12 protein-coding genes are annotated in these 13,052 nt (G+C 69.2%); 8 read left to right on the forward strand and 4 right to left on the reverse strand.

Translation table 11 applies throughout. The features are described from left to right. Window positions 1-80 precede the first annotated feature (80 nt). Window positions 81-1,286: an alpha/beta hydrolase family protein gene (locus tag ABE485_RS07105; protein WP_346514525.1), complete on the reverse strand. Its 1,206-nt coding sequence runs from the start codon at window positions 1,284-1,286 to the stop codon at window positions 81-83. Between the two features lie 239 nt (window positions 1,287-1,525). Between ABE485_RS07105 and ABE485_RS07110 the strand changes: the two genes are divergently transcribed. The 5 genes from ABE485_RS07110 to ABE485_RS07130 are packed head-to-tail and all read left to right on the forward strand — an operon-like array spanning window position 1,526 to window position 6,429. After that, the gene (locus ABE485_RS07110; RefSeq protein WP_346514527.1) at window positions 1,526-2,179 is read left to right on the forward strand and encodes a hydrolase; all 654 of its coding nucleotides are present in this window, start codon (window positions 1,526-1,528) and stop codon (window positions 2,177-2,179) included. 13 nt (window positions 2,180-2,192) lie between these two features. Further along, window positions 2,193-2,492 carry a XapX domain-containing protein gene (locus tag ABE485_RS07115; protein WP_346514529.1) on the forward strand — a complete coding sequence of 100 codons (300 nt, stop codon included), beginning with the start codon at window positions 2,193-2,195 and terminating at the stop codon, window positions 2,490-2,492. Further along, complete coding sequence (locus ABE485_RS07120) at window positions 2,485-4,392, forward strand: amidohydrolase (protein ID WP_346514531.1); 1,908 nt, start codon at window positions 2,485-2,487, stop codon at window positions 4,390-4,392. Before ABE485_RS07115 ends, ABE485_RS07120 begins: the two co-directional genes overlap by 8 nt. Beyond that, window positions 4,389-4,799 (forward strand): DoxX family membrane protein, encoded by a 411-nt coding sequence (locus tag ABE485_RS07125; RefSeq protein WP_346514532.1) that lies wholly within the window; start codon window positions 4,389-4,391, stop codon window positions 4,797-4,799. Before ABE485_RS07120 ends, ABE485_RS07125 begins: the two co-directional genes overlap by 4 nt. Beyond that, on the forward strand, window positions 4,786-6,429 hold the full coding sequence (locus tag ABE485_RS07130; protein WP_346514534.1) for an MFS transporter: 1,644 nt from the start codon (window positions 4,786-4,788) through the stop codon (window positions 6,427-6,429). Before ABE485_RS07125 ends, ABE485_RS07130 begins: the two co-directional genes overlap by 14 nt. Window positions 6,430-6,501: 72 nt before the next feature. On the opposite strand, the gene ABE485_RS07135 is transcribed toward ABE485_RS07130, so the two are convergent. Next, entirely contained in the window at window positions 6,502-7,614 is a 1,113-nt protein-coding gene (locus tag ABE485_RS07135; protein WP_346514535.1) for a cyclic nucleotide-binding domain-containing protein, read from the reverse strand. A gap of 287 nt (window positions 7,615-7,901) precedes the next feature. On the opposite strand from ABE485_RS07135, the gene ABE485_RS07140 reads away from it, so the two are divergent. Further along, on the forward strand, window positions 7,902-8,813 hold the full coding sequence (locus ABE485_RS07140) for a helix-turn-helix domain-containing protein (RefSeq protein WP_346514537.1): 912 nt from the start codon (window positions 7,902-7,904) through the stop codon (window positions 8,811-8,813). Between the two features lie 12 nt (window positions 8,814-8,825). On the opposite strand, the gene ABE485_RS07145 is transcribed toward ABE485_RS07140, so the two are convergent. Both ABE485_RS07145 and ABE485_RS07150 read right to left on the reverse strand, forming a co-directional pair. Next, window positions 8,826-9,752: a helix-turn-helix domain-containing protein gene (locus ABE485_RS07145; protein ID WP_346514538.1), complete on the reverse strand. Its 927-nt coding sequence runs from the start codon at window positions 9,750-9,752 to the stop codon at window positions 8,826-8,828. Between the two features lie 129 nt (window positions 9,753-9,881). Further along, a complete protein-coding gene (locus ABE485_RS07150; protein ID WP_346514540.1) occupies window positions 9,882-10,790 on the reverse strand; it encodes an alpha/beta fold hydrolase in 909 nt (302 codons plus the stop codon). Between the two features lie 87 nt (window positions 10,791-10,877). Between ABE485_RS07150 and ABE485_RS07155 the strand changes: the two genes are divergently transcribed. Continuing rightward, window positions 10,878-11,264 (forward strand): MerR family transcriptional regulator, encoded by a 387-nt coding sequence (locus ABE485_RS07155; RefSeq protein WP_346514541.1) that lies wholly within the window; start codon window positions 10,878-10,880, stop codon window positions 11,262-11,264. Window positions 11,265-11,313: 49 nt separating this feature from the next. Further along, window positions 11,314-13,050: a SulP family inorganic anion transporter gene (locus ABE485_RS07160; RefSeq protein WP_346514543.1), complete on the forward strand. Its 1,737-nt coding sequence runs from the start codon at window positions 11,314-11,316 to the stop codon at window positions 13,048-13,050. The last annotated feature ends 2 nt before the right edge of the window (window positions 13,051-13,052 follow it).

Genomic DNA, 13,052 nt, shown 5'->3' on the forward strand with positions numbered 1-13,052 from the left:
ACAACCGCATTGGTCCGCTTGTCCGGAAATGAGAGACAGCATGTGCAAAGACACGTTGGAAATGCTGTCTCGCCACGTCCTCACAACACCCCGTCCAGCCAGTCCAGCACGCGCCGGTTCAGGAGCGACCGGTTGCCCGATTCGCAATGCTCCCCCGCCCCCTCGTCCGCCGAAAACCGCAGCAGTTCCTTGGGGCAGCGCAACTGGTCAAAGAGCGCCTGGACGCCGCCCGCCAGGGGATCATGCTGCGCCTGGGTCAACAGCGTCGGGCACGCGATGTCCTGGACACGACCGTCCAGGGTGAACCGCTCGATGGCGCGCAGGCAATCGCGCAGGTTGTCTACGCCATGGACCCAGAAGCCGCGCTGGACGATTTTCCACCGGAGTCCGGGATCGGCCATCACGAACTGCTCCAGCCGGTCCATCACCGGTGCCTCTAGCTCTCCCAGGTTGCCTGCGGCGGCGGGCGTGGCACCCAGCTTGACGGCCAGGGGACGGAACAGCCCCGCCATGCTCCACTGCCCCGGGTCCGCGATGCAGGCGGCCAGGCGATGCTCGCCGGACGCCGCCCGCGGGGCCAGATGGCCGCCCAGGCTCCAGCCGCTGAGCGCAATGCGGGCCGGATCGACGATCGGAAGCTGCACGGCGCAGTCGATCACCGCCCCCACGACGGTCTCCCAGTCGGGGCGCAGGGGGATGTTCTGTTCATACAGCATCCCGCCCTGGCCCGGGCCGTCGAACACCAAACTGTGGTAACCCCTGCGCGCCGCGGCCACGGCGGACGCGAAGTACATGTCGGTCACGGTCGCGTCATACCCGTTGGTGAAGATGATGAGTGGCCGGACCTCGGTCTCGCGCCCGGCGGCGGGAATCAGGTATGCCGGCATCACGGCGCGCTCGAACGGGATGCCCAGCGGCGCGACCGGATGATCCGCCAGCGCCAGCCCCTGGTCGAACGCCGCGATCTGCTGGCGGAAGGCGGCCACCAGCCGCGGATCCGCCGGCGCGCCGTAGAGCGGCCGGTAGGACGTGGCATAACACGCGCTGGCAAGCAGATACTGTTCGCTGGCGCTGGCGCGCAGCCCGCGCCGGTTGGCGGCGTCGGCCTGTGCCGCGTGCCGGTCGCCCGCGGCCACCCAGGCCTGCAGGAAGGCGGCGTCTTCGCCGTCCCCCACGGCCCGCCCCACGGCCAGGATCTCGCCCAGGTCGGCCCCGCCATAGGGCAGATACGCGACGGGCCGCGTGCCGAAATCATCGTGCAGGGGGTTCTTGAAGGCCAGGCCCATGATGACGCTCCGCAACAAAGGGGTTAGCGCAACGCAGCGGGATTGCCCACGGGGAGCCATCCCGGCCAGGGCAGCCTACCCGACAGGCGACGCCGTGGCGATCCCGTCTATCCCTGATCCCGCAACGCGCGACAGCGCGATCACAATCTTCAAACCGGCGGACTATCGTTCAATACGCCGCGCCGGCCCGCTGGCACATTGGCGGGGTCCCTCACCCCGGCATCCGAAGGAGCCATCCCATGCCCATCACCGCGACCCCCACCCCCGGCGCCAAGCTGCTGTCCCCCAAGGACCACACGCTCATCATGATCGACTTCCAGTCGCAGATGGCGTTCGCCACGCATTCCATCGACGCCGTCACGCTGCGCAACAACGCCGCGCTGGTGGCGCATGCCGCCGCCGGCTTCGGCGCGTCCACCATCCTGACGACCGTCGCCGAAAAAAGCTTCTCGGGCCCCATGTTCGAGGAAGTCACCGCCCCCTTCCCCGGCCAGGCGCTGCTGGACCGCACGTCCATGAACACCTGGGAAGACGCCGCCGTCATCAAGCAGGTCAACGAAATCGGCAAGAAGCGCATCGTGCTGGCCGGCCTGTGGACCAGCGTGTGCATCGTGGGCCCGGCCCTGTCGGCGCTGGACCAGGGTTTTGAAGTCTATGTGATCACCGACGCCTGCGGCGACGTGTCGCTGGAAGCGCACAACCGCGCCGTCGAGCGTATCGTGCAAGCTGGCGGCCAGCCGATCACTGCCCTGCAGTACCTGCTGGAAATGCAGCGCGACTGGGCCCGCACGGACACCTACGACATGACGACCGGCATCGCCAAGAAGTTCGGCGGCGCCTATGGCCTGGGCATCATCTACGCCAAGTCCATGTTCAACGCCCACGAAGGCTGATCGGAGAACGCCGATGAAGGTCTACCTGGTTTCGCTAGGGCTCGGCCTGCTGGTCGGGATCATCTATGCGCTCTTCAACGTGCGTTCGCCGGCGCCGCCGGTGATCGCCCTGGTAGGCCTGCTCGGCATCCTGGCGGGGGAACAGATTCCCCCGCTGGTCAAGCGCCTGCTTGCGGACGAGCCCACCCGCACGTCCTTTATCCACGAGCAGGTCAAACCCCATATGTTCGGCGAACTGCCCAGCTGCCCCAAGCCGGCCGCCGACGCCGCCCGTCAACCCGCCGATGCATGTGGAGACAAGCGCAATGGCTGACACCCCCGACCGCGCGCAACCTGGCGCCCCCGACCTTATCCTGCACCAGGGCCGCTTCACCACCCTGGACCCGGCCAATCCCGTCGCCGACGCCGTGGCCATCAAGGACGGCCGCTTCACGCGCGTGGGCGCGGCCGCCGACATCCTGCCCCTGGCCGGCCCCGGCACGCGCGTGATCGCGCTGAACGGCCGCGGCGTGCTGCCCGGCCTGATCGACAACCACCTGCACATCATCCGCGGCGGCTTGAACTACAACATGGAGCTGCGCTGGGACGGCGTGACCAGCCTGGCCGACGCCATGGCCATGCTGCGCCGTCAGGTCGCCATCACGCCCGCGCCGCAGTGGGTGCGCGTGGTGGGCGGCTTCACCGAGCACCAGTTTGCCGAAAAGCGCCTGCCAACCATCGAGGAACTGAACGCCGCGGCGCCCGACACGCCCGTGTTCATCCTGCACCTGTACGACCGCGCCCTGCTCAACGCCGCCGCCCTGCGCGCCGTCGGCTACGACAAGACCACGCCCGCGCCCCCCGGCGGCGAGATCGTGCGCGACGCCGCCGGCAACCCGACCGGCCTGCTGCTGGCCAAGCCCAACGCGTCCATCCTGTACGCCACGCTGGCCAAGGGCCCCAAGCTGCCGTTCGAGTACCAGGTGAACTCCACGCGCCACTTCATGCGCGAACTGAACCGCCTGGGCGTGACCGGCGCGATCGACGCCGGCGGCGGCTTCCAGAACTACCCCGAGGATTACCAGGTCATCCAGCAACTGGCCGACGCCGACCAGCTGACGATCCGCCTCGCCTACAACCTTTTCACGCAAAAGCCCAAGCAGGAAAAGGAAGACTTCCTGAATTGGACGGCCACCTCGCAATACAAGCAAGGCACCGATTACTTCCGCCACAACGGCGCGGGCGAGATGCTGGTGTTCTCGGCCGCCGACTTCGAAGACTTCCGCCAGCCGCGTCCCGAGATGGGCCCGGAAATGGAAGGCGAACTGGAAGAAGTGGTGCGCATCCTGGCGCAGAACCGCTGGCCGTGGCGCATGCACGCCACCTATGACGAAACCATCTCGCGTTCGCTGGATGTGTTCGAACGCGTGAACAAGGACGTGCCGCTGGCCGGCCTGAACTGGTTCTTCGACCACGCGGAAACCATCTCCGAACGCTCCATCGACCGTATCGCCGCCTTGGGCGGCGGCGTGGCGGTGCAGCACCGCATGGCGTACCAGGGCGAATACTTCGTCGAACGCTACGGCGCGGGCGCCGCCGAGGCCACCCCGCCCGTCAAGCGCATGCTGGAAAAAGGCGTGAACGTATCGGCGGGCACGGACGCGACCCGCGTGGCCTCGTACAACCCCTGGGTCTCGCTGTCGTGGCTGATCACCGGCAAGACGGTGGGCGGCCTGCGCATCACGCCACAGCGCAACTGCCTGGACCGCGACGCCGCCCTGCGCATGTGGACCGAGAACGTCACCTGGTTTTCCAACGAACAGGGCAAGAAGGGCCGCATCGCCGCGGGACAGCTCGCCGACCTGGTCGTGCCTGACCGCGACTTTTTCTCCTGCCCGGAATCGGACATCGCCGACACCAGCAGCCTGCTCACCATCGTGGGCGGCAAGGTGGTGTGGGGCGCGGGCGAATTCGCCGCGCACGACGACGCCGCCCCGCCGCCGGCCATGCCGGACTGGTCGCCCACCCGCCTATTCGGCGGCTACGGCGCCTGGGGCGACAGCGAAGGCAAGCCCCTGCAGGCCACGCTGCGCGAAGCGGCCGCCGCCTGCGCCTGCGCCAACCACTGCAACGTCCACGGCCACCAGCACGCCGGCGCGTGGGCCAGCAAGCTGCCCGTATCCGACCTGAAGGGGTTCTGGGGCGCGCTGGGTTGCGCGTGCTGGGCCGTATGACGGCGCGCCGGCTGTTGACCTCGCCGGCGGTGCGCTGGCTCGCCCTGCTGGCGCTTTGCGGCGCCTACATCCAGGGCGGGCTGGTCAAGCTGCTGGACTTCGGCGGCGCGCAGGCCGAGATGGCGCATTTCGGGCTGCAACCCGCGCCGCTGGCGGCCGCCGCCGTTATTCTTCTTGAACTCGGGGCAAGCGCGCTGGTCCTGTCCGGCCGCCTGCGGTGGCTGGGCGCGCTGGCGCTGGCCGCCTTCACCGCCGCGGCGGCGTTGATGGCCAACCGCTACTGGGAATCTCCCCCCGAGGCGCGTTTCATGAACATGAACGCGTTCTACGAGCATTTCGGGCTGGCCGGGGCGTGGGTCCTGGTCGCCTGGCACGATCTTACGGAGCGCCCGCATGGCCGGAGCTGACCGCACTACCCCCCCGCCCGCCGCCGGCGGCATGGCCCCGCTCAAGCACACGCTGTTCGCGGTGCTGTGGGGCGCCACCATCCTGGGCAACATCGGCAGCTTCATGCGCGACGTGGCCAGCGCCTGGCTCGTCACGGACCTGTCGTCCAACCCCGCCGCGGTCGCCATGATGCAGACCGCCGCCACCCTGCCCGTCTTCCTGCTGGCGATCCCGGCCGGCGTACTGTCCGATATCCTGGATCGTCGCCGCTTCCTGATCATCATCCAGGTGCTGCTGGCCTGCGTCAGCTTCACGCTGCTGATGATGGCCAAGACCAACACGCTGACCGTGGAATACCTGATCGCGCTGACCTTCCTGGGCGGCGTGGGCTCGGCGCTGATGGGCCCGACCTGGCAGGCCATCGTCCCGGAACTGGTGCCCAAGCCCGAACTGAAAGCCGCCGTCGGCCTCAATTCCCTGGGCATCAACATCGCCCGCGCGCTGGGCCCGGCCCTGGGCGGCCTGCTGCTGGCCGCCTTCGGGGCCGCGGCCGCGTACGGCGCCGACGTGCTCAGCTATGTGTTCGTCATTGCCGCGCTGCTGTGGTGGAAGCGCCCGAAGAAAGTCGACGACGGATTGTCCGAGCAGTTCTTCGGCGCCTTCCGCGCCGGCGTGCGCTATGCCCGCGCCAGCCACGACCTGCATGTGGTGCTGCTGCGCGCGGCGGTGTTCTTCATCTTCGCCAGCTCGGTCTGGGCGCTGCTGCCGCTGGTGGCGCGCCAGATGCTGGGCGGCACGGCCGGCTTCTACGGCCTGCTGCTGGGTGCGGTGGGCGTGGGCGCCATCCTGGGCGCGCTGGTGCTGCCCAAGCTGCGCCAGAAGCTGAGCACCGACGGCCTGGTGCTGGCCGCGGCCGTCGCGGCGGCGGTCGTCATGGCCGCCCTGTCGCTCGCCCCGCCCCAGTGGGCGGCCGTGCTGCTGCTGTTGCTGCTGGGCATGGGCTGGATCGTCGCCCTCACCACCTTCAACGGCGTGGCCCAGGCCATCCTGCCCAACTGGGTGCGCGGCCGCGGGCTGGCGATCTACCTGATGGTGTTCAACGGCGCGATGGCCGCCGGCAGCCTGGGCTGGGGCCTGCTGGCGCGCCAGATCGGCGTGCCAGCCACGCTGCTGGCGGGCGCCGTCGGCCTGCTGGTCGCCGGCGTCCTGCTGCACCGCATGCGCCTGCCGCAAGGCGAAGCCAACCTGGACCCGTCCAACCACTGGCCCGAACCGCTGCTGGACGCGCCGGTGGCGCACGACCGCGGTCCCGTCATGGTGCAGATCGAGTACCGCATCCGCATCCAGGACCGTCCGGCGTTCCTGCAGGCGCTCAAGGCCGTGGCCGAAGAGCGCCGCCGCGACGGCGCGTATGCCTGGGGCATCGCCGAACACACGGGCGATCCGGAACGGGTGCAGGAATGGTTCCTGGTGGAATCCTGGGCCGAACATCTGCGCCAGCACCACCGCGTGTCGCAGGCCGACGCCGACCTGCAGGGCGAAGCGCAGCGCTTCCACGTCGGGCCGGACAAGCCCGTCGTGCATCACTTCCTGGCTTTGGATATGAAAGCGCCCGGCTCAGGGAATCCCGGCTCAGGGGCGCCCGGTTGAGGGGCATCCGGTTCAGATTCGGCCACGGCGGAAACCTCCCCGCCGCCTTCCCTGCCTGAGCGACGCCGGCGCTCAGTGCGCCGAGGCGTCCAGGAAGCGGTGCACCACCTGCACCGCGGCCGCGCCCTCGGCGATGCTGGCCAGCACGTGCTTGACCGAGCCGGCGCGCACCGCGCCGACCGCGAAGACGCCCGGCTGCGAACTTTCGTAGGCGCGGGCCTGCATCGAACCCGCGGCGGCGCGACCGGTGTGGATGTAGCCCTGGTCGTCCGTGTCCAGCCAGCCGTCCAGCCACGCCGTGTTCGCTTCCAGGGGCGCGCCCCCCGCCGCGGCTTCCTGCATGCCGGTCGCCACGATCAGGCTGCGCGTCTCGACCATCTGGCCGTCATCCAGCCACACGCGATACGGATAGCAGTCGCCGTCGAACCCGCTGACGGTGCGGCGCGGCAGCACGTGCGCGCCGAATCGGCTGCTCTGGTCCTCCGCGCGGCGCAGCAGGCCGCCGTCGCACAGGCCCGAGATCGTCCCCGGAAATCCCGACAAGGCGCCCAGGCCGGGCGCCTCGCCACAGGACATCGAACCGCCCACCAGCAGCGTCTGCAGCCCCTCGGACGCGGCATAGGCTGCGGCCGCCAGGCCTGCCGGGCCGCCGCCGATGACGGCAAGGTCCATCACCGGATCTTCCCGGCCGTCGCGGGCGGCGCAACGCAGGATGGCCCCGCCATACGGCCGCTGCCGCAGGTAGCCGATGCGCCGCAGGATGAACGCGCGCAGAAGGATCTCGGCCAGCGCGCGCTCGGCCAGGATCAGGTGCTCCAGCGCCGCGCGGCTGATGCGCAAGAGGCGGCTGGCGGAATCGGCGCGCACCGTGACCGCGTTGGGGCGGTCGGTGAACAGATCCAGGCTGCCCGTAAACTCCCCGTCACGATGCACGAGCAGACTGTGCATGGCGCGGTCGCTCTCGCATTCCAGCACCTCGATGTAGCCTTCCAGCACGATGTAGAAGGCCGCCTCGCGGTCGCCGCTGTTGAGCAGCACGCTGCCCGGCGCAACCGAGATCTCCATGCCGTAGGGCGCGGCCCGGTCGATCATGGCGCGGTCGAGCATCGGAAACGCCTGCGCATGCAGGACGGACAGGCTGGGCGGCGGGTTGGACGGCGCGACGCCGGCCGCACGATGGTTCATAAGGGCACTCCCGGATCTCCCGAGGAAAGCGGCAGGATAGCGGACAAGTTAGCGCCGGGCGCGCGGGCAAGTCTTGCGCACTTGCATCCTGGTTTGTATGAAAGAGTAATGATCGCACTATTGCGAAGCCGGCTTCCTGTAGCCTGTTTCCAGGCCCGCAGCGCGCTTTTGTCCAAACCAGCGCACTTGCGTCCAAGCCTTCGAGCGTGTGCGCCCCTAGCATGACGCCGCCCTGCAAACCGCGCCTTGCGCAAACGTAAGCCCACCAGGACACCCTCCCTCGGACCATGCCTGCCCTGCTCGACGCGCCCTCCAGCCTGCACGACGCCTATCCCGGCGCATCGATCCAGGCCATCCGCACCAGCCCTGGCTGCAAGGCCGCGATGGAGATCGCGCGCGTGGGCTATGCGCATCCGGGCTTCGGCACGGCGCGTTCCGACGGGGACGGCGACGGCTTCCTGCTCAGCGTCGCGCTCACTGGCGCCCGGCGCGTCCTGTACGGCGCGGCCCCGCCCCGCGCCCTGCCGCTCGCGCCCGACGAGATCACCATCCGGCCCGCGGACGCGCCCTATCGCGCCGACCTGGACACGCCCTTCGACTTCCTCTATTTCCGGGTGGCTCCTGAATCGCTTCACCGCCTGTCCGAAGACCTGGGCGTCTCCAGCGTCCAGACGCTCTCCTGCGAGCCCGGCAGCGCCGATCCCGTCCTGGCCCGGTTGGGCAATGCGCTCCTGCCGGCGCTGGCCGACCCCGCGCATGCCGACCCGCTGTTCGTGGATCAGCTGGCATTGGCCGCGCAGGTCCACATGATCCAGGCCTACGGCGGCGGCGCGACAGCCTCGCAGGCCGACCCCGCGCCCGCGCGCGGCGGCTTGGCGGTCTGGCAGCAGAAGCTGGCCAGGGACATGCTGGCGGCCGACCTGCTGGCCGACGTGTCGATCTCGGATGTCGCCCAGGGCTGCGGCCTGTCGCGCAGCTACTTCATCAAGGCCTTTCGCCAGACGATGGGCACCACGCCGCATCGCTGGCTTCTGGAATGCCGCGTCGAACGCGCCAAGCTGCTGCTGTTGAATTCGGAAGCGCCGGTGTCGGACGTGGCCCGCGACTGCGGATTCTCGGATCAGGCCCATCTGACGCGGGTCTTCGCTAGCGTAATGGGCGCCCCGCCGGCAGCCTGGCGGCGGCAGAACCGCAACTGATGATGCGCCGCCTCAGGCGGCGTTTTCCCTGCGCCACGCGCCCGGCGACACGCCCACCACGCTGGTGAACACCCGCGTCATGTGCGCCTGGTCGGCAAAGCCGCACAGCAGCGCGACATCGGTGATGGAACGGCCAGGCGCGCGCAGGAGTTCCTGCGCCTTGTGCACGCGCTGCTCAAGCAACCAGCGATGCGGCGTCGTCCCCACCGTCTGCCGGAAGGCCTTGATGAAATAGCTGCGCGACAGATTGCAGGCTTCGGCGATGTCGGCGATGGACGCGTCCTCGCGCAGCGTGGCCAGCAGCATGTCCTTGGCGCGCGCCTCCAGCTTGCGCGACAGGACCCGCGCGCCGCCCGAGTCGGCCCACCCGGAGGTGGCGCCGGCCCCGTAGTGGCCCAGCAGGTGCGTGCCGATGGCCAGGCTCAGGTGGTCCACGAACAGGCTGCTGCTGGTGGCGGGATCGGCCACCACACCCGCCAGCACCTGCGACAGATGCGCCAGCACGGGGTCGCCCTGGCCGTTGCGCGGCAGCAGGCTGCTGACGCGCGGACCGCCCTTTTCGTCATTCACGCGTTCGATGAAAGCGCGCGACAGCTCGATCAGCATGAAGTCGAAGCCGCCCTGCAGGTCCGCCCTGTAGTCGTCGGTGAAATCGCGGATGTAGATCGAGCCCTGGTCGAAATCGTGCGTCGACGCGTGATTGCCCTGCAGGATGCGGCGGCGGTGACCGCCGCGCATCGCCACGCCCACCAGGAACCCGCGATCCGACGCGGGCGTTTCCACATTGCCGAAGCGTTCGTTGTCGGTGCTCTTGCGGTAGAAAGTCAGCCCGCCGCCGTGAAACTCCTGATTCAACACCAGCTTGCTGGCGGAGCAGCCCAACGCATCGGTCGATGGCGCGGGCAATGTTGCAGGAGATAGGCGCTGGTGGGCAGGCATGGAGAGAGTCCGGATCGCGGCGACCGCGTTTCGGACTCGAAGATAGCAGGCCATGCTGCTTCGCAACAAGCAACAATTCGCAAAAATGGCGGGCGCCGGCAGGTCTGCGCCGGCGCCGCCCGCACGACCTCAGCGCCCGTTCGCCGCGTCCACGAACGCCGACAGATCCCGGTTGAAGCGGTTCGCCTCCTCCAGGAACGGCGCATGGCCGGATTGCGCGTAGATCGCGCTGCGAATGCGCGGATTCAAGCCCGTCGCCCGGTCGATCGAAGGACCCGGATTCACCAGCGCGTCCCGTGCGCCATAAATGAGCAGCATCGGCTTGCGCGCGGCGCCCAGGCCTTGCGCGGCGGCGATCGTCATCGACGGAACGGCCGCCTGCATCTCGAACGACGCGAGCGCGGCGTTGGCCAGCAGGCGCTGTAACGTGGCGGCGTCGGGCTGCTGCGCGAAGCACAAACCCAGGAACTCCCGCTCGGCGTCCAGGTGGGTCTTCAGATCCGCCGACGCCATGCCCCGGTACACCTCGGGATGCGCGGCGATCTGCGCGGCATCCAGCTCGATCACCCCGCCCGCATACACCGCCCCGGCGATGGCGCCGTCTCCGTAGGCCGCCAGATAGTTGGTCGTCACGGCCGCGCCCAGCGACCAGCCGACCACCACCGGCGCACGTGCCCCCGTCGCCGCGATCACGGCCGCCAGGTCGTCGGCCCAGCGCCGGCCGTCGGTATAGGCATCCGCGGCCGCCGGCTTGCCGGACAGGCCGTGGCCGCGCAGGTCGTAGGTGATGAGCCGGTAGCGCTGCAGCGCCGGGCTAGCGACCTGCGCCGCCCAGCTCAGATGGCTGCCCAGCAGGCCGTGGACAAAGACCACGGCCGGGCCGTCCGGGTCTCCCGCCTCCTGGACCGCCAGCGCGACGCCGTCGGGCGCGGTCACCGTGTACTGCCTGGCCTGCGCCGACGCCGCCGCCGCGGCCGCCATGAGGATGGCGCCGGCCGCCAGCCGGCGCAGCCGGGAAAGAAAAGGATTGCGTTGCATGTCTGGGTATCCGTTAGTATGGGAAGCGGCAGTTTCAACCCTCACACCAATGTCAGGGTCAAGCGCCATCCTGATATGCGGTTCCCCATGCAAAAAAACACGCCTCCCAGCCCGATGTCCATCGGCCAGCTTGCCCGCGAAACCGGCGCCAGCCTGCGCTCGATCCGCCATTACGACGAGCACGGCCTGCTGGCGTCGGCGCGCGCCGACAACGGCTACCGGTCCTTCCCGGCCACGGCAACCGTGCAGGTGCGGCAGATCCAGCGCCTGATCGCATCGGGCTTCAGCCTGGCGGAAATCCGCGGGTTTCCCGACTGCATGCGCCTGATCGAAGGCGCGGCCGCCTGCCCCGAGACGTCCGAAGTCCAGCGCAAGCGGCTGGCCTCGGTGGAGCGGCAGATCGCCGACCTGGAGCGACGCCGCGCGCGCCTGCGAAAAATGCTGGAACAGACCGACACGCCGCCGCCGGACTAGTCTGCGGGGCAATTCAGCAACCTGCACGGTCACACCACCAAAAGATCCCATGGCCACCGCTACGCCCCGCTCCATCGACAAGCATGCGCCGACCTGGCTGCGCTGGCTTCCCGGCCTTGCGGTCCTGAAGTCCTACCAGGCCGCCTGGCTGCCCAAGGACATTGCCGCCGGCCTGGTGTTGACCACGATGCTGGTGCCGGTCGGCATCGCCTACGCCGAGGCATCCGGCGTGCCGGGCGTCTACGGCCTGTACGCCACCATCATTCCGATGCTGGCCTATGCGCTGTTCGGCCCCAGCCGCATCCTGGTGCTGGGGCCCGACTCCGCGCTCGCGGCGCCCATTCTTGCGGTGGTGCTCAGCGTCTCCAACGGCGACCCCATGCGGGCGGTGGCCGCGGCCGGCATGATGGCCGTCGTCTCCGGCCTTTTCTGCATCGTGCTGGGGCTGATGCGCCTGGGCTTCATCACGGAACTGCTGTCCAAGCCTATCCGCTACGGCTACATGAACGGCATCGCGCTGACGGTGCTGGTCAGCCAGCTGCCCAAGCTCTTTGCCATCTCCATCGACGATGCCGGCCCGCTGCGGGAACTGCAGCAACTGGCGCGGGCCGTGATGGACGGCCAGACGCACTGGTACAGCTTCGCCGTGGGCGCGGGAAGCCTGGCGGTGATCCTGCTGCTCAAGCGTTTCGACCGCGTGCCCGGCATCCTGATCGCCGTCATCCTGGCCACCGCGGCGGTCAGCCTGCTGCGCCTGGACGAGCAAGGCGTGAGCGTCCTGGGCGAAATCCCGCAGGGCCTGCCGTCGCTTGCCTGGCCCTGGCTCAGCAATGCGGACCTGGTCAAGATCGTCCTGGGCGGCTGCGCCGTGGCGCTGATCGCCTTTGCGGACACCAGCGTGCTGTCGCGCACCTACGCCGCGCGCACCAACACGCGCGTCGACCCCAACCAGGAAATGGTGGGACTGGGCGTAGCCAATCTGGCCGCCGGCTTTTTCCAGGGCTTCCCGATCAGCAGCAGCGCGTCGCGCACGCCGGTGGCCGAGGCCGCCGGCTCGCGCACTCAGCTTACGGGCGTCGTCGGCGCGCTCGCCGTGGCCGCGCTGCTGGTGGCGGCGCCCAATCTCCTGCGTTATCTGCCCAACAGCGCGCTGGCCGCCGTCGTGATCGCGGCCGCCATCGGCCTGTTCGAATTCAAGGACCTGCGCCGCATCTACCGCATCCAGCAATGGGAATTCTGGCTGTCCATGCTGTGCTTCGCCGCAGTGGCGGTGTTCGGCGCGATACCAGGCATCTGCCTGGCCGTGGTCATTGCCGTCATCGAATTCCTGTGGGATGGCTGGCGGCCGCACTTCGCGGTGCTGGGCCGCGTCCCCAACCTGCGCGGCTACCACGACCTGAAGCGCTACCCGCATGCGGCGCTGATCGACGGCCTGGTGCTGTTCCGCTGGGACGCGCCGCTGTTCTTCGCCAACGCCGAACTGTTCCAGCAGCGGCTCATGGAAGCCGTGGAGGCGTCTCCCACGCCCGTGCGGCGCGTGGTGGTGGCGGCCGAACCGGTCACCAGCGTCGACGTCACCTCGGCCGACATGCTGCGCGAGCTCTGCCAGAACCTGGCGCAACAGGGCATCGCCCTGCACTTCGCGGAAATGAAGGATCCGGTGCGCGACAAGCTCAAGCGCTTTGAGCTGGCGCGCCTGTTCCCGGACGACCACTTCCATCCCACGGTGGGAAGCGCGGTGGATGCCTATCTGGGTCACGCAGACTTGCGAGACCCCGGCGCCTGAGG

Source organism: Achromobacter spanius (assembly GCF_039673305.1).
In the GTDB taxonomy this organism is placed as follows: domain Bacteria; phylum Pseudomonadota; class Gammaproteobacteria; order Burkholderiales; family Burkholderiaceae_B; genus Achromobacter; species Achromobacter spanius_F.

Coding starts and splice junctions, on each gene's coding strand:
- ABE485_RS07125 (WP_346514532.1), top strand. CDS start 4,389: ATGACGGCGCGCCGGCTGTTGACCTCGCCGGCGGTGCGCTGGCTCGCC.
- ABE485_RS07130 (WP_346514534.1), top strand. CDS start 4,786: ATGGCCGGAGCTGACCGCACTACCCCCCCGCCCGCCGCCGGCGGCATG.
- ABE485_RS07155 (WP_346514541.1), top strand. CDS start 10,878: ATGCAAAAAAACACGCCTCCCAGCCCGATGTCCATCGGCCAGCTTGCC.
- ABE485_RS07140 (WP_346514537.1), top strand. CDS start 7,902: ATGCCTGCCCTGCTCGACGCGCCCTCCAGCCTGCACGACGCCTATCCC.
- ABE485_RS07135 (WP_346514535.1), bottom strand. CDS start 7,614: ATGAACCATCGTGCGGCCGGCGTCGCGCCGTCCAACCCGCCGCCCAGC.
- ABE485_RS07160 (WP_346514543.1), top strand. CDS start 11,314: ATGGCCACCGCTACGCCCCGCTCCATCGACAAGCATGCGCCGACCTGG.
- ABE485_RS07115 (WP_346514529.1), top strand. CDS start 2,193: ATGAAGGTCTACCTGGTTTCGCTAGGGCTCGGCCTGCTGGTCGGGATC.
- ABE485_RS07120 (WP_346514531.1), top strand. CDS start 2,485: ATGGCTGACACCCCCGACCGCGCGCAACCTGGCGCCCCCGACCTTATC.
- ABE485_RS07150 (WP_346514540.1), bottom strand. CDS start 10,790: ATGCAACGCAATCCTTTTCTTTCCCGGCTGCGCCGGCTGGCGGCCGGC.
- ABE485_RS07105 (WP_346514525.1), bottom strand. CDS start 1,286: ATGGGCCTGGCCTTCAAGAACCCCCTGCACGATGATTTCGGCACGCGG.
- ABE485_RS07145 (WP_346514538.1), bottom strand. CDS start 9,752: ATGCCTGCCCACCAGCGCCTATCTCCTGCAACATTGCCCGCGCCATCG.
- ABE485_RS07110 (WP_346514527.1), top strand. CDS start 1,526: ATGCCCATCACCGCGACCCCCACCCCCGGCGCCAAGCTGCTGTCCCCC.